This is a genomic window from Streptomyces sp. NPDC002156 (assembly GCF_053593675.1).
In genome coordinates, this window is sequence record NZ_JBSFDA010000011.1 from 76,731 (window position 1) to 98,422 (window position 21,692).

A 21,692-nucleotide genomic window follows, 5' to 3' on the forward strand; every position below is an offset into this window, starting at 1 on the left:
TTTCCCTGTTCAGGTCAACTTGATGGATCGGTGGTAGGTGGGGCCGTGTTCACAGGCTGTCTGACCGCTGGAGTGGCCGCCGGGGATGCGAGGTGTCGCTGAAGGTCGACGTGGCGGAATTGGTAGACCGATCCAGCTTGCCGTAGCACTCCACGGTGCCTGTGAGCGTCGTCGAGGAACGCCATTACGTTCCAGGGGATCCTCCACCGCAGGACCAGGTAAAGGCGGATCAGGGTGAACCGTCCCCAAGCAGTTCTGTTCAGCCCGAGCGCCAGACCGATGGCGGTTCCCACCCAGAATCCAACCCCGCTCGCGACGGAGAACGAATAGCTACTCAGGTCGAAATTTGCATTGGCCGAGCCATGACCCAGCATAATTCCCGGAGCAAGCAGAAGCCCTCCACCAAGGACAGGAGCGAGGAGGAACTGCGCACAACTGCGCCTGTCTTCGCGGAAAACAGCCCTCGGCGAGGCAGCCGTGCGAGCGTCGGCAGGAATGGCCGTCAACCCCATGATGATGGCGCAGATGGACAGGGCAACAGCGGCCCAGGTGACGCCTACCAACCAATCGAAGCCCCAGGTCACCAGCAGCCCGGCGGTTAGTGCACACAGTAGACTCACAATGAAAGTATGCGAGTTGAAGGACAGGCGCAGGCGCCTTGCAGGGGCAAAGCGGCTCCTCAGCCGCGCAACACCATCAATGACAAAACTGAGCGCGATGAGGACCCCGATGACCAGAAAGCCAAAGGGCCCGGCCACAAACAGCCACCGGAAGTCTTCCCAAGAGCGGACCTGATGGTATATCTGTTTATCGGCGATGAATTCCGGAAAGATTCCAAAGCCACTGAACCAAGGACTTAATAATTGCTCATAGAGCCACGGGTCTTCGTCGATCGGGTCGAGCGCACGTACATCGCTAGCGATGTACCCCGCAACCGATAGCACGAGCGTAACCAAACTGACGGTGGATGCGGTCAGGATCGTGAGTACTGGGGCGGGGAGGGCGAACCTCAACTCCCACCACGCAATGTCGACCCGCCCGTACCGTCGGCTCTCCAGATGTTGGGCGAGCTTGCACAGGATGTGTTCAGCTCGGGCGGGCGTCCAAGGACAAGGGCGATGGGAGTGCGAGCGGTAGGCCGCAGGCACAAAGGCGTTCAACAGATGGGTTCGCAAGGCTCTTTCGTCGGGAAAGCACTCCTCGTTGCAGAGTTCGGCGGGGTCGGGCAGACAAGGACCAGCTTCGTCGGGGCGCGGGTTGTAGATGGTTCGGGCCAGGAACAGCGCCAAGGGCGTGACGAGAACTCTTGCAAGCGGCGAATGGCGAGTCAGTTGCTCCAAGACCGGATTCCATCGGTCGGCGGCCGGTGCGCCTTCGCCACCCGCGTCTCGGCGCAAATAAGCGGCAACTACGTCCCGCGTGAGCGGCTCAAGGACGATGCCCGCGGCACCGTTGAGGCGCTGGGGGACACCAGTGTCCGGTCGCAGCGCCTCACCGTACTCGGCACTTCGGGAAGAAAGAACCACGGGACGGCCGGGGGGAAGGGCTGCGTTGATGGCCACAAGCGCGTTGCTGCGGATGGAGGGCGCGATCTCGTCGAGCCCATCCAGAATCGGGAGGATCATTCGGTTGTCCAGCAGAGCCCGGGCCGCATTCTGCCGGTCTTGTTCGGTGGCGTGCTGGCGCAGGGCGGGATAGTCAGTCGTGAGCCGGTCCGCCATCCAGGACTCCAGGCCCTGGGCGGGGTTCCACGACGCAATCGGGAAGATGACCGGAACGGGGTCCCCTGGAGTGCGGCGGTCGAGCAGGCCAAGCAGGAGGACAACGAGCAACATGGTCTTACCGGCCCCGGGTTCGCCCAGAACTAGCAGGCGGCGGCCAGGGGCTCGGCGGGTAAGGACATCGGTAATCTCGGAATCGGTGCCGGCAAGGCCGTCGGGAGACAAGGCCCACTGGGTCTCGCGGCCATGGCGGGCAGCCATCTGGAGGAGCAGCGGCCAGGGCTCCACCAGGTTCTGGTCGGCAGGGCGCCAGGAAACGGGCAGCGGGTAGGGGTCGTTCAGTCGACGCAGTTGGGCTTCAGCTTCCCATTGGCCGCGTACAGCCAGCGCCAGTCTGTCCGCGATGTCACCAATCGTCATCTCGCCCGCATGCTCACGCCGGTCAGCCCGGTAGCTGAGCCAGGAGACCGCGAGCGAGCCCACGCCGACGATCAACCCCAGAGCGCTCAAGCCGAGACTGAACACTCCGGTTGTCGCACCGAGGTCGAGATCCTCATTCCGCGCCTCGCGTGCTGTCCACCACACGCCGGCCAAACCAGCACACGCCGACACCAGCCCAACAGCCAACAGCAACTGCTGAACCCATGAAGTCCCCCTACGCATGCACCGAATCCTGCCCGACTAGCAGAGCGGAAAGGAGGGTCAGTTCGCTATCCACCCAAAAGGGTGGCAGGCAGAGAGATCACACAGGCCACACCAGTACATTGACGTCTACTACCGCTCGATGCCACCTCGTACGAGCCTCACCAGCAGTTCCGTATCCCGAAGATCCGCAAGCACTGCTTCCGCCCCGGTATCCCGTAGTGCGGCTTCGTCGCTGCGCCCCGACGCGACGGCGATCACCCGTGCGTCGTTGGCGTGAGCGCCTTCCACATCAGCCGGTGTGTCACCGATCAGGACGACCTCCGACGGGCTCGTGTCGGCGCGCTGGAGGGAGAGGCGGACCAGGTCGCTGCGGGTGTCGTCGTCCTCGCCGTAAGCGCCCACGTCCCATAGGACGTGCCAGTCGAGCCCGAACACCCGGAGCTTGATCTCAGCGACCGGGCGAATGTTTCCGGACACCACCGTCTGACGTACGCCGACGGAGTTCAGCGCGTCGAGAGCGGCGGCTGCGCCAGGCAGGGCGTGGCCACGTTCCCGTAGATCGGTGGCCCGGCGCAGGTGCTCCTCGGTCAGAGCTTGGGCGAAGCGCTCGAAGTCCGCGCGGTCCGTGGTGAGTCCGTGCAGTTTCGCGGTCTCCCGAAAGATCACGGGTTCGGTGATTCCGTCGATCCTCGACTGCTCGCGCATGGGCTGTCCGGTGGTCTTCTGGAACGCTGCGGCCGACAGTTCACGGCCTACTCCGCCGGTGTCGATCAGGGTGTGGTCGATGTCCCACAGGACCAGTCGCGCCATGGTGCCTCCTCAACTCCCCGTCCGCCACCGGGTAACACTCTGAACAACCGCACCCCGCCGCCCACTTCACGCGGACTTCAGGCGGACGACGGGGCTTGGTCGCATTCCCGGCTCGGAGTCAGCCGAGCGGGACCTTCGCGAACGACTCCCACTCGTACATCTTGTTGTCCCTGTTGATCACGATCAGTTCCGCAGCGGAGATACGCGCTCTGGCAGGCATGATGTCAAGCCCGCCGAGGACTTGGGCAATCGGTGCTCCCGGGCCTTCGCTGTTGCTGTAAGCGACAGACACATGCGGGGTGAAGCTGTCGGCCTTCTCCGGGACATTGTCGAGGACGGCACCGATCGCCTCCCGAATCGCGTCCCGGACGGCGCGGACCGGGCCTTCCGGCGCGACTTCCAGGAGAACCGCTTCGGGGTCGAGTACGGCCGGCCCGATCCGGAGGTCGAAGGCGGGGACGGTTGCCAGGCGGTCACGAGCCTCGTCGGCGATGGCCTGCACACTCTTCTCCTCAGCTTCACCCACGAAGCCGATGCCCTGCATGGTCAGGTGCAGCCACTTGTCCGGGATGGGCGTGAAAGCCGATCTCAGCGGGGCGAGAGCGGACCGGTACTCGGCGGAGAGCCGGTGCACGTCGTCCTGGCCTTCGAATGTCAGGTGCCAGGTGTAGAAGCGACGTCCGACACTCCAACCGGGCCGCCACCACCAGTGGTTCCGCATGGTCTCTGGTTGAGTCGTCATAGGCAGAACTCCCCAACAGTCCGATGGTCAGCCTTGCCGCGAGGCGCCGTTCGGCCAGACGACGTCGACAGGCAGGCCGGCTTCACGCGCCTCGATGACTGTGTCCGCAGTGCCGCCGCCCTTGCCGGTCGGGGGTTCGCCGTTCCATACGGCCACAAGGCGTTCGGCGCGCTGGAGCAGTGTGCGGTTGGCGTCCTCGTACGCTGATCGGTCGGCCGTCTCGTTAGGAAGCACGAGGACCTCGTCGGCGGACTCCGTCAAACGGTCGAAGGTCTCGGCGTGGTCAGGCTTGACCTTGTTCTGCCGGTAGTCCCGCGAGGGTACGACCGCGATCAGATGCCCGCCGAGTTCCAGCACGACCTCGGCGAACAGGGAGTCGGCGCCTTTGGCGATGCATGACACACCGGTGAGACCGGAGCCGACGAACGGCTTCAGCGTTTCCCGGAGGGCGTCGCGCACCAGGGGCACACTGGCGTCGGTCAGGTCCATGTGCCCGGTCACGGCGATGGTGGTCACGTTGCTCCCTCAGCTCGACAACAGGTCGCGGATCATAGTGCGTGCCTCACTCACGGCCCGAGACGAACCCTTGCCGACGGTGTACGGGTACAACTGACCAAGCTGGGTGCGAACTCGAACGGACTGTGTTCGCTCAGCGACGGCAACCGCCTGGCGGGTGTGGTCGACGGCACTGACGACGTCGCCGAGCAGGAAATCACACTCGGCCAGGCCGATCAGGTCCAGGGCGTGACTGCGCCCGGCTTCCGGCCCGCGCGTGGCGAGGGCCTGCCGGATGGAGTCCGCTGCGTTCTCCGCGTATTGCCGTGGGTCCTGCCTGGCCAGATCCAGGAGGCGCCCGCCGGTCACACCGGCCAGCTCTGCTTCGTCGAAGTACGCGATCCAGTACGGTTCTTCGCCACGTTCCGCTTCGGCCAGTACGGCAGTTGCTTCCTCCGTGGCTCGCCGGAAGGCAGCATCGCGACCCATGGCCGCGTACGCCCATGCTTCCCGCGTGTGGAGCATCGCGTGCACGCGTGGGCCGCCGATGGTCTGGCGCGTGCGTTTCTGGGCCAGGTGCACAAGTTCGAGGGCGTCATGCGGCCGGTCCCGATACAGCATCTGGCGGGCCATGCCCGCGATCACGTTGGCGCCAAACGCATGGTCGCCCCCAGCATGCGCGGCACGCAGCGCCAGCTGGTAGTAGCTCTGTGCCTGCTTCTGCATGCCGGAATCCCATGCCATGGTCGCAGCCGTACCACCGAGATAGGCCATGACTCGGAACAGGCCCCGCTCGATGTCCGGGGCCTGGTGTTCTTCGAGGTGCCCGACTACTTCATTGAGCTGGCCGATGACGGCCTTGCGGCGCAGCCCTCCGCCGAACCTGTGATCCCAGGCGCGGAACGCACGTGCCGTCGCTTCGAGTTGTTCGACCTCACGCCGACCGAGACGGCCGCGCCTGCGCGCCCGCTCCGTGGAAGGTGCCGCTTGCAGCCACCCTTCGAGGGAGTCGAGCAGGGCAGCACCGGTGACGGCGGCGCCGGCCAGGGCGCGCGTTGCTGCGCGGCGGTCCATCACGAGGTCACTCCGAGTCAGGTCTGCGGTCAGTTTCACGGTCGTGGTGGGGCGCCAGGACGAGTCCTGGGATGACCGTGAAGCCGGGGGCATTGGCGGATCTGGGCTGGTGGGTTGTCCTTCCCAGGATCGGTCGGCGAGGCCGAGCATGCGGCCGGGGATGCGGAGGCCGTCGGAGATACGGCAGATGACGTCGAAGCTGGTGACCTGGTGCTTGCCTCGGATGATGGTGGAGACCTTGCCGGGGGTGAGCCGGCAGGCCGAGGCGATCCGGTTCTGGGAGAGACCGCCCCACTTCTTGATCAGTGAGAACGCTCCTGCGAAGTCGTGTTCCGCCAAGGCTCGGCGCAGGTCGTCCCGGTCGAGGACGTCAGGATCGAGCGGGCCGGGGGTGATGGCGTCCATGCGGCTCAACTTCCGGAGTGATCGTATGCGCGATGAAGCGCTGTTCCGAAGGCGAAACGAGTGTATTACCGCATCGGTAACCCCCGCCGGTCATCCCGTAGTTGCACGCAGACGACGACGCTCAATGCGTGAACACGATGCACCCTCGGCGGTTGCGCGAACGGTCCGAGGGCGTGGCTGACTGCAAAGGAGTCAACGGTGAACTCTGCACCAGGGCTGCTCGCACAGGCGAGAACGCTCCTGACCTGGCCGCTCCGATCTGGCCGTCAGGGCTTTCCGACGCGGGGCACGCCCCGGAGGGAGGCCACGTGACGATGACCGCGTACAAGCCGCGCCCCGGCGACATCGTCGAGGACACGAGCACCGGGAAAATCGGCAAGGTCATGGGCTTCGAGGGGCCGTATGTGCAAGTACGGCCGGTCGGCGGTGGACTGGAGTGGGATGCGCGGCCGGAGAACCTCCAGCCTGTCACCGGCGCAGAGGCGCTGAGTTCGGCCGTCGCGGTGGCCAACGCCCGTTCACGGGGAGAGCGGCTGTGACGGCGGGCATCTCCCATCCCATCGACATGGAGACAATGCGTGCAAGCGCCCGCCGGGTGCTCGCGCCGGACGCCGCAGCGCCCTCCGCACAGGAACTGGAAACCCTGGCGCTCCTGCTGACAGGGCACCTCGCGCTCATCATCCCCGAACTGGAGCGGGTTGCCGCAGGGCAGGGCGATGACGACGACATGCCCCGCGTGTGTGCCCGGATGGCGATCTCGGAGAGCCGCAGGAAGCTGGGGATCACGCCCGGCCCCACTCTGAGTGCACATCTCGCATACGCCCGGCGCCTCTCGCGCTCGCTGAACGCCTTGTGCGACCACTACGAGGAACTGTGCGGCGTCCGTCCGGAGGCAGGCCGGTGAGCGCCTCCAAGGCCACCGGCCCTCCGGCGCTGTCCACCGAGTGCACGCTCGCCCTCGGCATCTCCCTCACCAAGGTCTCGGAAAATCGGTTGATGCGCGGTCGGTCGCTTCCTAGGGTGTGGTTTACACACGAAGGGAGGTGGTCGGGCAAATGAGTGAAACCCGGACGCGTGAGGTGGCTGCGGGCTAGCGGCCCGCCACCACATTCAGTGCGGTGCCGGACCAGCGTGGGCGATTGACACGCAGCCGGCCGAATCCAACGCAGTCACCCGACCCGCGAGCTCGCCGGTACGTCCGGCCGGCCCTTCCTTCGGAGGGACCGAGTTCGCGGGTCGCCTGCTTTCCGGCCTCTGGAACCAGGGGCGGCTCCTGGTGTGACGGAGGATGGTGCCCGTGCACGCTCTCTTCCACGCCCCCGAGCCCCGTCGCGTCTCGCCGGGCGAGTACCCCGTGTGGGACCAGGCTCTCGCCCTCCTCAACCGGGACCTGGCGGTGACACTTCCCGAGCAGGAACCCCTGCAACTGCTGGCCCTGCCGCCCTACGACGCGGACGAGCCGGAGCAGGTCTACGTCGCTCTGGCCAACGGCGAGTGGCACGGCAATTACCTGGACCAGGACTGGGCGGACGGCCCTGCCGCCGCGCTGTCGATCGTCGCCGATGCCGCGCAGGACACCGTCACCGAGCGGCTGTGGCAGGCGTGGCCCCTGTGTGCCGAGCACGGCCTGGGCATGCATGTGAGGGATGCGGATGGGCAGCTCTCCTGGTGGTGCGCTGGAGAACGGCTGCGTCGCGGCCCGGCCCATGTCCGAGCAGCCGTGGGCGCGCTCGACACCCTCGTCCGCCCGCGTCGCCCCAATCGCAAGCGCAAGCGGGCGAACCCCAAGTAAGGACAAGCTCTAGGTCAGGCGTCAGCCTTCAGGGTTCGCTTGGCCAGTTCGTACGCCGGGAGCATCGCCTCATGTTCCTCGGTGTCCAGGCCTCCGAGGTGTACGACGACCGGTCCGTCCTCGGTCGTGACCGCGAAGGCGCGTTCCTTCTTCGGGGTCTCCACGAACTCGTCCGAGTAGACGTACTCCACCTCTGCGCCGGTCAGGCCGTTCGCCTTGAAATCGCTGTACTTCGCCTTGCTCGCGCCCTTCTCGGCGATCACGAAGGCCTCCAGGGCGGTGCGGGCGTCGTTGTTGCCCGGGGTACCGGTCCAGACGCGCAGGAAGCCGATGTGGCCGGCGGGCTTGGCGTCCACCTCGCAGGCGAGGGTGACCAGGCCCTGGCTCAGGGATGCGTCGACGGCCTCCGCGGTCCACTCCTCGGCGATGTCGAACGTGACGGGGAGTTCGCACGCCGAGCCTGCGGCTCCTAGGCTGCCGCCGCTCTTGGTGGTTGTTCCGTCCGCCGGTGTCGCCGAAGCCTTCGCTTTCGGCTTCGCGTCGTCGTCCGGTGTGTCCGTACAGCCCGCCAGTACGCCTATCAGCAGCGTCGCCTGGATCAGTCCGCGCCGCCTGTTCCCCGCCCCGACCAGCATGTGACGTGTCTCCCCTCGCTTGGGCGGACACGCTATCGGAGCGGTAATGGCCCTTCCCGAGAGGGACCGAGTTCGCGGGTCGCCTGCGTCAGGTGTGGTCCGTGGCGCGTGGGTGACCCGTCCCCGCGAAGGTGATCCAGCAGGTCTCGCGGGCGATGTCCAGGAGATACCAGACGCGTCCGCCGCTGGTCACCTCGATCTGCCACTGCTCGCAGGTCTGTCCGCGGTGGGTGCCGTGGGCCAGGCTGCCCTTGAGGCGGTGGTGGCGAGGTGTCCCGGTGGCCGGCCTGGGGTCCGTGCGCATGATGAGCCAGGCACGGTAGGTGTTCTCCTGCGCCTGCTGGGCGAGGTTCTCCCAGCCCTTGGCCGAGGCCGCGTCCGCGAAGCGGACCTCCCAGTGGCCCTCCGGTGCCGGCGGCGCGGCCCGGTCTCCTCGTCCCGTGCTCACATCGCGTCCCGGGGGTCCGGAACGGGACCGTAATCGTCACCGTGGTCGCTGGTCAGTACGGCCAGGAGGTCCGGGTCGGAGTAGACCTCGGCCGTGTGCTGCCAGGCGATGAGCAGCTGCGCGACGGACGCGCTGTTGCCGACGGAGTCGGCCGCCCGCATGGTGTCGACCAACTCGACAGCGAAGGCGTGGACGTCGGTCTCGGGCAGGAAGCGCACCCAGGGGAACGCGTCCGGCAGTATGTCCAGGAGCAGCTCGGTGCTGCCTGGCTCCCTGCGCGCCATCGCGGCCAGCATCCGGGTGGCAGCCGACACCACGGTCCGGTCCTGCTCGGCACGTGCCGCCGTGGTGAGGACCAGGTCCTCCCCGTCCCTGCGGTGCAGCAGCAGCCGCGACGATTCCTTGAGCCGGGCGAGCGTCTGCTTGTTCTTGTTCACCAGCTCGGAGAAGTTCACTGATACTGCCGCGTTGTCGGTCGCCATGACTTTGAAAGTACTTCGAAACTCCTGGCTCCGCCATCACCCGGAAGAGGGGCTAGCCCTCTTCCGGATAGCCGGGTAGCCGGGTGCCGGGTAGCCGGATACGCGGCCTCAGCGGGCGATGTCCCCGTACCCCTCGATCTCCCGCGGATCCCGTGTCCCCGGGCCGATGTAGCGGGCCGACGGGCGTACGAGCCTGCCTGTGCGCTTCTGTTCCAGGATGTGGGCCGACCAACCGGCCGTGCGGGCGCACGTGAACATGGACGTGAACATGTGGGCCGGGACCTCGGCGAAGTCCAGGACGATCGCCGCCCAGAACTCGACGTTCGTCGCCAGGACGCGGTCCGGGCGGCGGGCGTGGAGTTCGGCGAGGGCTGCCTTCTCCAGTGCCTCGGCGATCTCGAAGCGCGGGGCGCCCAGCTCGCGGGCCGTACGGCGCAGCACGCGCGCGCGTGGGTCCTCGGCGCGGTAGACGCGGTGGCCGAAGCCCATCAGGCGTTCGCCCTTGTCCAGGGCCTGTTTTACGTACGTATCCGCGTCGCCTGTTCGTTCGATTTCTTCGATCATGCCCAGCACTCGGGACGGGGCTCCTCCGTGCAGCGGGCCGCTCATCGCTCCTACCGCACCCGACAGCGCCGCCGCCACGTCCGCGCCCGTCGACGCGATCACCCTCGCGGTGAATGTCGATGCGTTCATGCCATGTTCGGCCGCGCTCGTCCAGTAGGCGTCCACCGCGGCCACGTGCTTCGGGTCCGGTTCGCCGCGCCAGCGGATCATGAAGCGTTCGACGACCGACTGCGCCTTGTCGATCTCACGCTGCGGGACCATCGCGTGGCCCTGGCCGCGCGCCGACTGGGCGACGTACGACAGGGCCATTACGGCCGCCCTCGCCAGGTCGTCGCGGGCCGTCTGCTCGTCGATGTCGAGCAGAGGGCGCAGGCCCCAGACCGGGGCCAGCATCGCCAGCGCCGACTGCACGTCCACTCGGATGTCGCCCGAGTGGACCGGGATCGGGAACGGTTCCGCCGGCGGCAGGCCGGGGTTGAAGGCGCCGTCGACGAGCAGGCCCCAGACGTTGCCGAAGGAGACATGGCCGACCAGGTCCTCGATGTCGACGCCCCGGTACCGGAGTGCGCCGCCCTCCTTGTCCGGTTCGGCGATCTCCGTCTCGAACGCGACTACTCCCTCAAGTCCGGGTACGAAGTCGGACATCAGGCGGCTCCTCTTGATGTGTGCGACAGGTGTTCAGGTGCGCGTGCGACATCTGCGTCAGATTTTGCGGCAGCTGTTCCGAACGGTGTACGCCCGCGTGGCCAAGGTGCGCGATTGTTTGCACGATATCCCCGAGTGCCACCTTTGGGGAGCCCCGCGGCACTCAGTGCCATGCGTGGTCGCTCAATGCCGCTCAGTGATGTCGCCGATACGGCAGGATGACCATGTGACCGATCGCCATGACCCCCGGGACGCCGCCCCTCTCGATCCCGCCGCCATGCGCAAGCAGTACCGCGCCGACGGCCTCTCCGAGACCGAGCTGGCCGACGGGCCCATGGAGCAGTTCGCGCGCTGGTTCCGGCAGGCCGCCGCGGATGCCGGGCTCCTCGAACCCAACGCCATGGTCGTCTCCACGGCCGACGCCGACGGGCGGCCCTCCTCCCGTACCGTGCTGCTGAAGCAGTACGACGACCAGGGCTTCGTCTTCTTCACCAACTACGGCTCCCGCAAAGGGCGCGACCTGGCCGCGAATCCGTACGTCTCGCTGCTCTTCTCCTGGCTTCCGCTGGCCCGCCAGGTCGTCGTCACCGGCGTCGCCCGTCGCACCGGGCGGGACGAGACCGCCGCCTACTTCCGCACCCGGCCGCACGGCTCCCAGCTCGGCGCCTGGGCCAGCGAGCAGTCCTCGGTGATCCTCTCCCGGGACGAACTCGACTCCTCGTACGCGGAGTTGGCCGCCCGGTATCCGGAGGGCGAGCAGGTGCCCGTACCGCCGAACTGGGGCGGGTTCCGGGTGGCCCCGGAGACCGTGGAGTTCTGGCAGGGGCGCGAGAACCGGCTCCACGACCGGCTGCGGTACGTCGCCGAGGCCGACGGGAGCTGGCGCGTCGAGCGCCTCAGTCCCTGACCCACAGAGGCACTTACCGCCGTCAGTCCAGGGACGCGTCCAGCAGCTTCGCCCACTGTGCCACCACCCGGTCCCGCCGCCCCCCGTCGTCCGTGAGCAGGTTCGCCAGGCCCAGGCCCCGGGACATGTCCAGCAGGCCCTGGACCGTCTCCCGTACGCCCGGACGAGACTCGTCCGCGCGCAGCAGGTCGACCGCGATGCGGTGTGTCTCGCGGCCCACCCGGGCCTCCAACTCCGTGACGCGCGGGCGTAGTTGCTCCTCGTTCGAGGCGGCCACCCAGAGGTGGAGGGCGGCGCGGAAGAGGGGGCCGGTGTAGAGGTCGACCAGGGCCGCGACCACCGCGCGGCGGTCGGCGGCGCCCTCGGGGAAGAGGGCGCGCAGGGCGGTGGAGCGTTCCTCGGCGACGTACTCGACGGCGGCCGTGAACAGGTCCTCGCGGGTACGGAAGTGGTGCTGGGCGGCGCCCCGGGAGACGCCGGCGCGTTCCGCCACGACCGAGACCGTGGAGCCCGCCCAGCCGTGTTCGGCGAGGCAGGACACGGCGGCTTCGAGGAGGCGCTGTCGGGTGGCGCGGCTGCGGTCCTGTTTGGGGGCACGTTGTGTCCGGGGGGCGCGCTCGGTCGCTACAACTTCCATACCGGGTCCCGTCGTTCGAGGAAGGCGGTCATCCCCTCGCGGGCCTCGGCGGAGGCGAACAGCCGTGCCGACAGGGCGGTCAGCTCGGCGGTGTCCCGGTCGAAGATCTCCAGCACCTTAGCCGTGAGCAGCCGCTTGGTCTCCGCCAGGGCGCCCGGTGCCGACCGCCGTAGTCCGTCGAGGATCGGCTCCAGGGCCGTGTCGACGTCCTCGGCCGCCTCCGTGAGCAGGCCACTGCGCGCAGCCTCCACGGCGTCGAAGCGGTCGCCGGTGAGGTAGTGGCGGGCGGCGGCGCGGGGGTCGAGGCGGGGCAGGAGGGGCATGGAGATGACCGCGGGGGCCACTCCGATCCGTACCTCCGTGAAGGCGAAGGAGGCCGCCGGGCCGGCGATCGCGAGGTCGCACGCGCCCAGGAGGCCGAGGCCGCCCGCCCGTACGTGGCCGGTCACCCGGGCGATCACCGGTTTCGGCAGCTCCAGCAGCTGCCGGAGCAGGCCGACGAAGGCCGCCGGGTCGGGCGGCTGCTTCAGGTCCGCGCCCGCGCAGAACGTGCTCCCGGTGTGGGTGAGGACGACCGCGCGTACGGCCGGGTCCTTGCCGCAGTCCGTGAGGGCGTCCGCCAGGTCCCGTACGAGGTACGCGGACAGGGCGTTGCGGGTCGCGGGCGCGTCCAGGGTGAGGGTGGCGATGCCCCGCGCGCGCGTGTCGACGACCAGGGTCACTGCTTCTCCCCCGCCTTCTGCTCCAGCTCTCGGAGGTCCCTCAGCTCGCGGCGCAGGATCTTGCCCGAGGCCGCCCGTGGCACGCCGTCGATGAAGGTGACCTGGCGGACACGTTTGTACGGGGCGACGCGCTCGGCGACGTACATCATCACCGCTCCTTCGGAGAGGTCGGTGGCGGACGGCTGGCGGACCACGTACGCGTGCGGGACCTCGTTGTTGTCGGCGTTGTAGGCGCCGATGACGGCCGCGTCGGCGATGCCGGGGTGGGTGAGGAGGAGGGCTTCGAGTTCGGCGGGGGCGACCTGGAAGCCCTTGTACTTGATGAGTTCCTTGACGCGGTCGACGACGAACAGCCAGCCGTCGGCGTCGACGCGGCCCACGTCGCCGGTGTGCAGCCAGCCGTCCTCGTCGATCATCGCGGCCGTCGCGTCGGGGTTGCCGAGGTAGCCCTTCATCACCTGGGGGCCGCGGATGACGATCTCGCCGGCCTCGTCGGCGTCGGCGTCCCGGTCGGGGTCGTCGAGGGACAGGATGCGCATCTCGGTGCTCGGGAGGAGCCTGCCGACCGTGCCGGGCGGGGCGGTGCTCATGTCGTCGAGGGGGACGATGTGGGTGCCCGGGGAGAGTTCCGTCATGCCGTACGCCTGGCCGACGGGCGGCAGGCCGAGCCGGGTGGAGCAGGCGGCGGCGAGGGCCGCGTCCAGGGGTGCGGCGGAGCTGAGGACGTACTCCAGGGAGGAGAGGTCGTACCGCTCTACGGCCGGGTGCTTGGCGAGGGCCAGGACGATCGGCGGGGCCACGAACAGGCCGGTGATGCGGTGCTTCTCGATGGCGGCGAGGAACGTGTCGAGGTCGAAGCGGGGCAGGACGACCACGGTGGCGCCCCGCTTCAGGGGCATGTTCATGAGGGCGGTCAAGCCGTAGATGTGGAAGAACGGCAACACGGCCAGGATGCGGTCGCCGGGTCCCATGCGAACGGTCGGCATGAGCTGGGCGAGGTTGGTGGCGATCGAGCGGTGCGTGAGCATGACGCCCTTGGGGATGCCGGTCGTCCCGGAGGAGTACGGGAGGACCGCCACGTCCTCGACCGGGTCGACGTCGGTCTCCGGTTCGGGCGCGGTCGAGGCGAGCATGTCGATGAGGGAGCGGTGTCCGGGCGGTGCGGTGTCGCAGACGAAGATCTCCCTTATCCCGCCCGCCCGTTCGGCCGCCGCCCGGGCCGTCTCCAGGAGCGGGGAGACGGTGACGATCCAGTTGGCGGCCGAGTCGCGCAGCTGCCTGGCGAACTCGTCGGCGGTGGCCAGCGGATGCACGGTCGTGACGGCGGCACCCGCGCGCGTGGCGGCGTAGAAGGCGGTCGGGAAGGCGATCGTGTTCGGGCTGTGCAGGGCGAGGACATCGCCCTTGCGGACGCCCGCCTCGGCGAGTCCTGCGGCTATCCGCCGGTGGAAACGGTCGAGTTGGTCGTACGTGAGGGTGGTGCCGTCGACGCCGTCGACGAGGGCGGGCGCCTCGCCGAACTCGGCGGCCCGGCCCAACACCGCTTCGTGGATGGGGAGTTCTACGGGGTCGACGTCTGCGTACTCGCTGCGGAACATGGTTGGTTCCTCCTCGCCTGTACGGCTGCACGGCTCTCAGTACGACTTGGGCAGGCCCAGGGTCTGATGTGAGACGTAGTTGAGAATCATCTCCCGGCTCACTGGAGCAATACGAGCCACGCGGGCGACAGTTATCAACGAGGCGAGCCCGAATTCCCGGGTGAGGCCGTTGCCGCCGAGGGTGTGCACGGCCTGGTCCACCGCTTTGACGCAGGCCTCTCCCGCCGCGTACTTGGCCATGTTGGCCGCCTCGCCCGCGCCGACGTCGTCACCGGCGTCGTAGAGGGCTGCCGCCTTCTGCATCATCAGGCGGGCCAGTTCGAGTTCGATGTGCGCCTGGGCGAGGGGGTGTGCGACGGCCTGGTGGGCGCCGATCGGTTCCTTCCAGACGGTGCGCTCCTTGGCGTACCGGACGGCCGCGTCGAGCGCGTACCGGCCGATGCCGATGGCGAACGCGGCGGTCATGATGCGTTCCGGGTTGAGCCCGGCGAAGAGCTGGAGGAGGCCGGCGTCCTCGTCCCCGACGAGCGCGTCGGCGGGCAGCCGGACGTCGTCGAGGGTCAACTCGAACTGCTTCTCCGGGGATTCGAGGTCCATGTCGATCTGGCGCCGGGTGAAGCCTTCGGCGTCGCGCGGGACGATGAAGAGGCAGGGCTTGAGGCGGCCGGTGCGGGAGTCTTCGGTGCGGCCGACTATGAGGACGGCGTCCGCGATGTCGACGCCCGAGATGAAGACCTTGCGGCCGGTCAGGAGCCAGTCGCCGGTGTCCGGGTCGCGGCGGGCGGTGGTGGTGATGCGGTGGCTGTTGGAGCCGGCGTCGGGTTCGGTGATGCCGAAGGCCATCGTGCGGGTGCCGTCGGCGATTCCGGGGAGCCAGGTCTGTTTCTGGGGTTCTGTGCCGAAGCGGGCGATTACTGTGCCGCAGATGGCCGGGGAGACGATGAGCATGAGGAGGGGGCAGCCTGCGGCGCCCAACTCCTCCAGGACTATGGAGAGTTCGGTTATGCCGCCGCCTCCGCCGCCGTATGCCTCCGGCAGGTTGGCGCCCAGGTAGCCGAGTTTTGCGGCGTCTTGCCAGAGTTCGGTGGGGTGGCGGTTTTCTTTGGTGACTGTCGTGAGGTATTCGCGGCCGTAGCGGCTGCCTAGGGCGGCTACTGCGGTGCGTAGGGCTTTGTGCTCTTCGGATTCGATCGCGGTCATGAAAGTCCCTAAGGGGGAGGGGGGTTCGGTTGAGTGGTGGGTGCGAGCCGGTGGGGGCTGGTCGCGCAGTTCCCCGCGCCCCTAAAAGACCACCGCGAGCAAGGCGCCGACCTCTACCTGTTGCCCGGCGACTACGTGAAGTGCCGTGACCGTGCCGGTTGTTGGGGCCGTGATCTTGTGCTCCATCTTCATCGCCTCCAGCCACAACAAGGGCTCTCCCGCCTTTACCGCCGCCCCTGCCGTCAGGCCCTCCGCCACCCTCACCACCGTGCCGGGCATCGGGGCCAGTAGGGAGCCGGGGGCGTGTTGGGGGGTTGGGGCGGGGAAGCGGGGTAGGGGGGTGAGGGTTGTGGTGTTGACGTTGATCTGGTCCGCGTACCTCGTGACCTCGAACTTCCTTCTTACACCTGCCACTTCCAGGACGACCAGGCTCGCGTCGGCGTGGACTACCCGTACCCCCTCCGCCGCCAGGCCCTCTCGGGTGTGGTGGTAGGTCACCTCGTGTTCCTTGCCGTCCGGTGTCGCGTACCGCTTCAGCTGCGGTTGGGCGGGGACGTTGCGCCAGCCGCCGAAGCGGGAGCGGCCGTGGGCGTCGGAGAGGGCTGCCGCCAAGGGGGCGTGGGGGTCCGGGGTCTGTTCGGTGAGTTCGAGGAGGTGGCGGTCGTAGAAGGCCGTGTTCATGGTGGCCGTCGTGAACTCCGGGTGGCGGAGGGAGCGGACCAGGAGGTCGCGGTTGGTGATCGGGCCGTGGATCGTCGTCCGTTCCAGGGCGCCCGCCAGTTTGCGGATGGCCTCCGTGCGCGTGGGGGCGTGTACGACGGCCTTGGCGAGCATCGGGTCGTAGTGGACGGGGATCGTGTCGCCGTCGGCGTAGCCGGTGTCGAGGCGTACGCCTTCCGCCTGTACGGCCAGGCGGTGCAGGGTGCCGGTCTGCGGGGTCCAGTTCTGGGCCGGGTTCTCGGCGTACAGGCGGGCCTCGATCGCGTGGCCACGCGCGTGGGGAGGGTCGGCGGCGAGGGGGATGCCTTCCGCGACGCTTATCTGGAGAGCCACCAGGTCGATGCCGAACACCGCCTCCGTGACCGGGTGTTCGACCTGGAGGCGGGTGTTCATCTCCAGGAAGTGGGCCTTGCCGGTCCCTTCCTCCACCAGGAACTCGACCGTGCCCGCGCCCGTGTAGTCGACGGCTCTGGCCGCTCGTACCGCCAACTCGTGGAGTTCGTGCGTGAGTTTCTCCGGGATGCCAGGTGCCGGGGACTCCTCGATGACCTTCTGGTGGCGGCGTTGGAGGGAGCAGTCTCGGGTGCCGAGCGCCCACACCGTGCCGTGGGTGTCGGCCAGGATCTGGACCTCGATGTGCCGGCCGCCTTCGACGTAGGGCTCCACGAAGACCTCGCCGTCGCCGAAGGCGTTCTGGGCCTCGGCTCGGGCCGCCTCCAACTCGCCTGGGAGGTGGGCCAGTTCGCGTACCACGCGCATGCCCCGCCCACCGCCTCCCGCCGCCGCCTTCACCAGCACCGGCAGGTCGGTCTCCGTGACGTCCGTCAGCGGCTTGAGGCCCATCAGCTGTTTCGCGCGCGTCTTGGACGCCATCGCCTCGATCGCGGCCGGCGGCGGGCCGATCCAGACGAGCCCCGCGTCGAGTACGGCCTGTGCGAAGCCGGCGTTCTCCGACAGGAAGCCGTATCCGGGGTGCACGGCGTCCGCGCCCGCCGCCAGCGCCGCCTGCACGATCAGGTCGCCGCGCAGATACGTGTCCGCGGGGGCCGCACCCGGCAGCCGTACCGCCGCGTCGGCCACGCGCGCGTGAAGGGCGTTCTCGTCGGCGTCCGAGTGCACGGCGACCGTCCGGATGCCCAGCTCACGGCAGGTGCGAAAGATACGGCAGGCGATCTCGCCCCGGTTGGCGACCAGTACAGAGGTGATCACTTTTCGTTCCTCACATTCGGAAGACGCCGAAGCCGCCGCGGGCGCCCTCGTAGGGGGCGGTGTGGATCGCGGAGAGGCACAGGCCGAGGACGGTGCGGGTGTCGCGCGGGTCGATGACGCCGTCGTCGTACAGCCGCCCGGAGAGGAACATGGGCAGGGACTCGGACTCGATCTGCTGTTCCACCATCGCGCGGAGCGCGGCGTCGGCGTCCTCGTCGTACGGCTGGCCCTTCGCCGTCGCGGACTGCCGGGCCACGATCGAGAGCACGCCCGCCAGTTGCTGCGGGCCCATCACGGCCGACTTGGCGCTGGGCCAGGCGAAGAGGAAGCGGGGGTCGTAGGCGCGCCCGCACATGCCGTAGTGGCCGGCGCCGTACGAGGCACCCATGAGGACGGACAGGTGGGGGACCTTCGAGTTGCTGACCGCGTTGATCATCATCGCGCCGTGCTTGATGATGCCGCCCTGCTCGTACTCCTTGCCGACCATGTAGCCGGTGGTGTTGTGGAGGAAGAGGAGGGGGATGTCGCGCTGGTTGGCCAACTGGATGAACTGGGCCGCCTTTTGGGACTCCTCGCTGAACAGGACGCCTTGGGCGTTGGCGAGGATGCCGACCGGGTAGCCGTGCAGCGCCGCCCAGCCGGTGACGAGGCTGGTCCCGTAGAGGGGCTTGAACTCGTCGAAGTCGGAGGCGTCGACGATACGGGCGATGACCTCGCGGGGGTCGAAGGGGGTCCGGAGGTCGCCCGGGACGATCCCCAGCAGCTCGTCCGGGTCGTACTTGGGAGGCTGCACGTCGACGGGGCTCGGATCGGCGTACGCCTTGCGGTGGTTGAGCCGGGCCACGACGCGGCGGGCCTGGCGCAGGGCGTCGTGCTCGTCGAGGGCCAAGTAGTCCGCGAGGCCCGACACTCGCGCGTGCATCTCGGCGCCGCCGAGCGACTCGTCGTCGCTCTCCTCGCCGGTGGCCATCTTGACGAGGGGCGGCCCGCCGAGGAACACCTTGGCGCGCTCCTTGACCATGATCACGTGATCGGACATGCCGGGGATGTACGCCCCACCGGCGGTGGAGTTGCCGAACACGACCGCGACCGTGGGGATTCCGGCGGCGGAGAGCCGCGTGAGGTCGCGGAAGACGGCCCCGCCGGGGATGAAGATCTCCTTCTGGGACGGGAGATCCGCGCCGCCGGACTCGACGAGGCTGATGCAGGGCAGCCGGTTGGCGAGCGCGATGTCGTTGGCGCGCAGGGCCTTCTTCAGGCTCCAGGGATTGCTGGCACCGCCGCGCACGGTCGGGTCGTTGGCCGTGATCAGGCACTCCACGCCCTCGACGACCCCGATACCGGTGACGAGCGAGGCGCCGACCGCGTACTCGCTCCCCCAGGCCGCGAGCGGCGACAGCTCCAGGAAGGGGGTGTCGGGGTCGAGGAGCAGCTCGATGCGTTCGCGGGCGAGCAACTTGCCGCGCTTGCGGTGCCGTTCGACGTACTTGGGCCCGCCCCCGGCCACCGCCTTCGCGTGCTCGGCGTCCAGGTCGGCGAGCTTGGCGAGCATGGACTCGCGGTGCGAGGCGTGGTCGGCGGCGGCCGGGTCGAGCGCCGAGTTCAGGACCGTCACAGGAGGGCCTCCGGTATGTCTGCGTGCCGGGAGCGCAGCCATTCGCCGAGCGCCTTGGCCTGCGGATCGAAGCGGTGTTGCGCGGCGACGCCCTCGCCGAGGATGCCCTCGACGGTGAAGTTGAGGGCGCGGAGGTGCGGGAGGGTGTGTCGTACGACGGTCAAGTCGGCTGTCTCCTGGAGCAGTTCGCGGAAGAGGGTGGTGGTGAGGGTGTGGGCGAGCCAGGCCCACGCTTCGTCCGTGCGTGCCCAGACGCCGACGTTGGCGTTGCCGCCCTTGTCGCCGCTGCGGGCGCCGGCGAGGAGGCCGAGGGGCGCGCGGCGGGTCGGGCCGGGGGGCAGGGGGGTGGGCAGGGGCGGTTCCGGTAGTCCGCGTTCGCGCAGTACGAGGGTGTCGTGCGGCGGGGGTACGGGGATCCGGCGGCCGTCGGCCAGGACGGCCACGTGGTCGACCTCGTCCTGGGGGACATGATCGGCCTCGAAGACGCCGTACGGGGAGCCCTTGCCGGGTGGGGCCAGGACATGGAAGCCGGGGTAGCTGGCGAGGGCGAGTTCTACGGCCGCGCCGCTCAACGCCCGTCCGACGGCGGCCTGTTCGGGGTCGCGTACGACGAGCCGGAGCAGGGCGCTGGCGGTCTCCTCGGTGGGGGCGTCGGGGTGGTCGGTGCGGGCGAGGGTCCAACTGGCCTCGGCGGGCCGGGACTTGGCCGAGTCCAGGGCGGATTCCAGCTGGTCTCGTACCAGCGCGGCCTTGTGCTCGATGTCGAGGCCGGTCAGGACGAACGTGACCTCGTTGCGGAAACCGCCGAGCCGGTTGAGGCCCAACTTGAGGGTGGGCGGAGGCGCTTCGCCGCGTACGCCGTGGATACGTACCCGGTCGGGGCCCTCCTGGACGAGCCGCACGGTGTCGAGGCGGGCGGTGACGTCGGGGCCGGCGTACCTGGCTCCCTGTGTCTCGTACAGGAGTTGGGCGGTCACCGTGCCGACGTCGACGAGGCCGCCGGTGCCGGGGTGCTTGGTGATGACGGCGGTGCCGTCCTCGTGGATCTCGGCGAGGGGGAAGCCGGGGCGTCGGAGGTCTCCGGGAGCCTCGGTGAAGAACGCGTAGTTGCCGCCGGTGGCCTGGGTCCCGCACTCCAGCACGTGCCCGGCGACGACGGCGCCCGCGAGCTGGTCGTGGTCCTGCGGCCCCCAGCCGAAGTGGGCGGCGGCGGGCCCGGTGACCAGGGCCGCGTCCGTCACGCGCCCGGTGACGATGATGTCGGCGCCCTGCCGCAGGCACTCGGCGATCCCGAAGCCGCCGAGGTAGGCGTGGGCGGCGAGGCTGCCGGGGTGGGCGGCGGTGAGATCGTCGCCCTCGACGTGGGCGACGCGGACGGGGATGCCGAGCCGGTCGGCCAACTCCCGTACTCGACCGGCGAGTCCGGCCGGATTCAGCCCACCGGCGTTGCTGACGATCTTCACCCCGCGCTCGTGCGCGAGCCCGAGGCACTCCTCCAGCTGCCGCAGGAACGTGCGGGCGTACCCGGCCGACGGGTCCTTGAGGCGGTCGCGGCCGAGGATGAGCATGGTCAGTTCGGCGAGGTAGTCGCCGGTGAGGACGTCGAGTTCGCCGCCGGTGAGCATCTCGCGCATGGCGTCGAAACGGTCGCCGTAGAAGCCGGAGGCGTTGCCTATCCGGAGGGGGGCCGTCACCCGGGGCTGGGCTGTCACGGCGTACTCCCCTTCGGTGCGCGTCCGTTGCCCGGTGGGCCCGCGAAGGCCTGGGCGATGTCGAGCCACTGGTCGGCGTCGGCCCCTTCGGTGTGGAGGTCGAGGTCGGCGCGGTGGGCTCGTTGGGTGACGAGGAGGCAGAAGTCGAGGGCGGGACCGGTGACTTGGCCGGCCGCCTGGTTCGCGTCCTCCGGGCCGTACGTCCACAACTCCCCTGCGGGTCCTACGAGTTCGACGCGGAACTCGTCGAACGGCGGGGTCAGCCCCTGCACGCCGAACGCGAAGTCGCGGGTGCGGACACCGAGTCGGACGATGTGCCGGAGGCGGGCGGTGGGGGCGATCCGGGGCACACCCAGGGCGTCGGCCACGTCCAGGCCGTGGGCCCAGGTCTCCATCACCCGGGCGGTCGCCATGGAGGCGGTGGACATCGGCGGCCCGTACCAGGGGAACCGCGCCCCGTCGGGTGCCGCGCGCAGGGCGTCCACGAGGGCCTCGCGCCCGGCCCGCCAGTCCGCGAGCAGCTGCGCGGGCGGCTTCCGGGCCCCCTCCTCGGCGCCGTTGTCCACGAAGTCCCCGGGCGAGATCAGCGCCTTCTCCACCTCCTGGTTGAAGGCGGCCCGGTCGGTCAGGGCCAGCACGGAGGAGTGGTCGGTCCAGGCGAGGTGCGCGATCTGGTGGGCGACGGTCCAGCCGGGGGCGGGGCTGTCGAGGGCCCACTGTTCGCTGCCCAACTCGGCGACCAGCCGGTCGAGTTGGGCGCCCTCCTCGCACAGATCGTCGATCACGGCCGACGGGTCGGACACGGGCGCTTCCTTTCGGGCACGACGGCGTGCCGGGCGTTGCGGCGTGGTGCGGTCCGTGCCCGCAGCATGGCAGCGACACCAGAAACAAGCAAGCGTGCTTGCATGAGAGTA

General features: G+C 69.0%; 21 protein-coding genes. 4 read left to right on the forward strand and 17 right to left on the reverse strand.

Features of this window, described 5'->3' with window-relative positions; genetic code table 11:
* Nucleotides 1–14 precede the first annotated feature (14 nt).
* The 5 genes from ACWCRB_RS07860 to ACWCRB_RS07880 all read right to left on the reverse strand — a co-directional run bounded on the left by ACWCRB_RS07860 (nt 15) and on the right by ACWCRB_RS07880 (nt 5,892).
* Nucleotides 15–2,384, reverse strand: coding sequence for an NACHT domain-containing protein (locus ACWCRB_RS07860; RefSeq protein ID WP_450995187.1), 2,370 nt, complete (start codon nt 2,382–2,384; stop codon nt 15–17).
* A gap of 111 nt (nt 2,385–2,495) precedes the next feature.
* A complete protein-coding gene (locus tag ACWCRB_RS07865) occupies nt 2,496–3,176 on the reverse strand; it encodes an HAD family hydrolase (RefSeq protein ID WP_450995188.1) in 681 nt (226 codons plus the stop codon).
* 118 nt (nt 3,177–3,294) lie between these two features.
* Nucleotides 3,295–3,918, reverse strand: a complete 624-nt coding sequence (locus tag ACWCRB_RS07870; protein WP_450995189.1) for a 2'-5' RNA ligase family protein — start codon at nt 3,916–3,918, stop codon at nt 3,295–3,297.
* A gap of 27 nt (nt 3,919–3,945) precedes the next feature.
* A complete protein-coding gene (locus ACWCRB_RS07875; RefSeq protein ID WP_450995190.1) occupies nt 3,946–4,434 on the reverse strand; it encodes a hypothetical protein in 489 nt (162 codons plus the stop codon).
* A gap of 9 nt (nt 4,435–4,443) precedes the next feature.
* Entirely contained in the window at nt 4,444–5,892 is a 1,449-nt protein-coding gene (locus ACWCRB_RS07880) for a hypothetical protein (RefSeq protein ID WP_450995191.1), read from the reverse strand.
* 314 nt (nt 5,893–6,206) lie between these two features.
* Between ACWCRB_RS07880 and ACWCRB_RS07885 the strand changes: the two genes are divergently transcribed.
* From ACWCRB_RS07885 to ACWCRB_RS07895, 3 genes are all read left to right on the forward strand, one after another.
* Nucleotides 6,207–6,431, forward strand: a complete 225-nt coding sequence (locus tag ACWCRB_RS07885; protein WP_450995223.1) for a hypothetical protein — start codon at nt 6,207–6,209, stop codon at nt 6,429–6,431.
* Nucleotides 6,428–6,796 carry a DUF6415 family natural product biosynthesis protein gene (locus tag ACWCRB_RS07890; protein WP_450995192.1) on the forward strand — a complete coding sequence of 123 codons (369 nt, stop codon included), beginning with the start codon at nt 6,428–6,430 and terminating at the stop codon, nt 6,794–6,796. The genes ACWCRB_RS07885 and ACWCRB_RS07890 overlap by 4 nt, the downstream gene beginning before the upstream one ends.
* Before the next feature lie 393 nt (nt 6,797–7,189).
* The gene (locus tag ACWCRB_RS07895) at nt 7,190–7,684 is read left to right on the forward strand and encodes a hypothetical protein (protein ID WP_450995193.1); all 495 of its coding nucleotides are present in this window, start codon (nt 7,190–7,192) and stop codon (nt 7,682–7,684) included.
* A 14-nt stretch (nt 7,685–7,698) separates the two neighbouring features.
* Here ACWCRB_RS07895 and ACWCRB_RS07900 read toward each other — a convergent pair whose 3' ends face one another.
* From ACWCRB_RS07900 to ACWCRB_RS07915, 4 genes are all read right to left on the reverse strand, one after another.
* On the reverse strand, nt 7,699–8,319 hold the full coding sequence (locus ACWCRB_RS07900; protein WP_450995194.1) for a lipoprotein: 621 nt from the start codon (nt 8,317–8,319) through the stop codon (nt 7,699–7,701).
* Between the two features lie 88 nt (nt 8,320–8,407).
* Entirely contained in the window at nt 8,408–8,767 is a 360-nt protein-coding gene (locus ACWCRB_RS07905) for a hypothetical protein (RefSeq protein ID WP_450995195.1), read from the reverse strand.
* The gene (locus ACWCRB_RS07910) at nt 8,764–9,249 is read right to left on the reverse strand and encodes a hypothetical protein (RefSeq protein WP_450995196.1); all 486 of its coding nucleotides are present in this window, start codon (nt 9,247–9,249) and stop codon (nt 8,764–8,766) included. Before ACWCRB_RS07910 ends, ACWCRB_RS07905 begins: the two co-directional genes overlap by 4 nt.
* Nucleotides 9,250–9,357: 108 nt before the next feature.
* Nucleotides 9,358–10,458 carry a citrate synthase 2 gene (locus ACWCRB_RS07915; protein ID WP_450995197.1) on the reverse strand — a complete coding sequence of 367 codons (1,101 nt, stop codon included), beginning with the start codon at nt 10,456–10,458 and terminating at the stop codon, nt 9,358–9,360.
* A gap of 199 nt (nt 10,459–10,657) precedes the next feature.
* Between ACWCRB_RS07915 and pdxH the strand changes: the two genes are divergently transcribed.
* Complete coding sequence (gene pdxH / locus ACWCRB_RS07920) at nt 10,658–11,365, forward strand: pyridoxamine 5'-phosphate oxidase (RefSeq protein WP_450995198.1); 708 nt, start codon at nt 10,658–10,660, stop codon at nt 11,363–11,365.
* 22 nt (nt 11,366–11,387) lie between these two features.
* Here pdxH and ACWCRB_RS07925 read toward each other — a convergent pair whose 3' ends face one another.
* From ACWCRB_RS07925 to ACWCRB_RS07960, 8 genes are all read right to left on the reverse strand, one after another.
* Complete coding sequence (locus ACWCRB_RS07925) at nt 11,388–12,002, reverse strand: TetR/AcrR family transcriptional regulator (protein ID WP_389351724.1); 615 nt, start codon at nt 12,000–12,002, stop codon at nt 11,388–11,390.
* Nucleotides 11,990–12,724 (reverse strand): enoyl-CoA hydratase family protein, encoded by a 735-nt coding sequence (locus ACWCRB_RS07930; protein WP_450995199.1) that lies wholly within the window; start codon nt 12,722–12,724, stop codon nt 11,990–11,992. Before ACWCRB_RS07930 ends, ACWCRB_RS07925 begins: the two co-directional genes overlap by 13 nt.
* Entirely contained in the window at nt 12,721–14,322 is a 1,602-nt protein-coding gene (locus tag ACWCRB_RS07935; RefSeq protein WP_450995200.1) for a 4-coumarate--CoA ligase family protein, read from the reverse strand. The genes ACWCRB_RS07930 and ACWCRB_RS07935 overlap by 4 nt, the downstream gene beginning before the upstream one ends.
* Nucleotides 14,323–14,358: 36 nt before the next feature.
* The gene (locus tag ACWCRB_RS07940; RefSeq protein ID WP_450995201.1) at nt 14,359–15,522 is read right to left on the reverse strand and encodes an acyl-CoA dehydrogenase family protein; all 1,164 of its coding nucleotides are present in this window, start codon (nt 15,520–15,522) and stop codon (nt 14,359–14,361) included.
* A gap of 81 nt (nt 15,523–15,603) precedes the next feature.
* Nucleotides 15,604–17,451, reverse strand: coding sequence for an ATP-binding protein (locus ACWCRB_RS07945; RefSeq protein ID WP_450995202.1), 1,848 nt, complete (start codon nt 17,449–17,451; stop codon nt 15,604–15,606).
* 10 nt (nt 17,452–17,461) lie between these two features.
* Entirely contained in the window at nt 17,462–19,066 is a 1,605-nt protein-coding gene (locus ACWCRB_RS07950) for an acyl-CoA carboxylase subunit beta (RefSeq protein WP_450995203.1), read from the reverse strand.
* Entirely contained in the window at nt 19,063–20,760 is a 1,698-nt protein-coding gene (locus ACWCRB_RS07955; RefSeq protein ID WP_450995224.1) for an acyclic terpene utilization AtuA family protein, read from the reverse strand. Before ACWCRB_RS07955 ends, ACWCRB_RS07950 begins: the two co-directional genes overlap by 4 nt.
* Nucleotides 20,761–20,774: 14 nt before the next feature.
* Nucleotides 20,775–21,581 (reverse strand): TIGR03084 family metal-binding protein, encoded by an 807-nt coding sequence (locus ACWCRB_RS07960; protein ID WP_450995204.1) that lies wholly within the window; start codon nt 21,579–21,581, stop codon nt 20,775–20,777.
* Between the last annotated feature and the right edge of the window lie 111 nt (nt 21,582–21,692).

Coding starts and splice junctions, on each gene's coding strand:
- ACWCRB_RS07870 (WP_450995189.1), bottom strand. CDS start 3,918: ATGACGACTCAACCAGAGACCATGCGGAACCACTGGTGGTGGCGGCCC.
- ACWCRB_RS07910 (WP_450995196.1), bottom strand. CDS start 9,249: ATGGCGACCGACAACGCGGCAGTATCAGTGAACTTCTCCGAGCTGGTG.
- ACWCRB_RS07925 (WP_389351724.1), bottom strand. CDS start 12,002: ATGGAAGTTGTAGCGACCGAGCGCGCCCCCCGGACACAACGTGCCCCC.
- ACWCRB_RS07940 (WP_450995201.1), bottom strand. CDS start 15,522: ATGACCGCGATCGAATCCGAAGAGCACAAAGCCCTACGCACCGCAGTA.
- ACWCRB_RS07935 (WP_450995200.1), bottom strand. CDS start 14,322: ATGTTCCGCAGCGAGTACGCAGACGTCGACCCCGTAGAACTCCCCATC.
- ACWCRB_RS07860 (WP_450995187.1), bottom strand. CDS start 2,384: ATGCGTAGGGGGACTTCATGGGTTCAGCAGTTGCTGTTGGCTGTTGGG.
- ACWCRB_RS07900 (WP_450995194.1), bottom strand. CDS start 8,319: ATGCTGGTCGGGGCGGGGAACAGGCGGCGCGGACTGATCCAGGCGACG.
- ACWCRB_RS07915 (WP_450995197.1), bottom strand. CDS start 10,458: ATGTCCGACTTCGTACCCGGACTTGAGGGAGTAGTCGCGTTCGAGACG.
- ACWCRB_RS07865 (WP_450995188.1), bottom strand. CDS start 3,176: ATGGCGCGACTGGTCCTGTGGGACATCGACCACACCCTGATCGACACC.
- ACWCRB_RS07885 (WP_450995223.1), top strand. CDS start 6,207: ATGACCGCGTACAAGCCGCGCCCCGGCGACATCGTCGAGGACACGAGC.
- ACWCRB_RS07880 (WP_450995191.1), bottom strand. CDS start 5,892: ATGGACGCCATCACCCCCGGCCCGCTCGATCCTGACGTCCTCGACCGG.
- pdxH (WP_450995198.1), top strand. CDS start 10,658: ATGTCGCCGATACGGCAGGATGACCATGTGACCGATCGCCATGACCCC.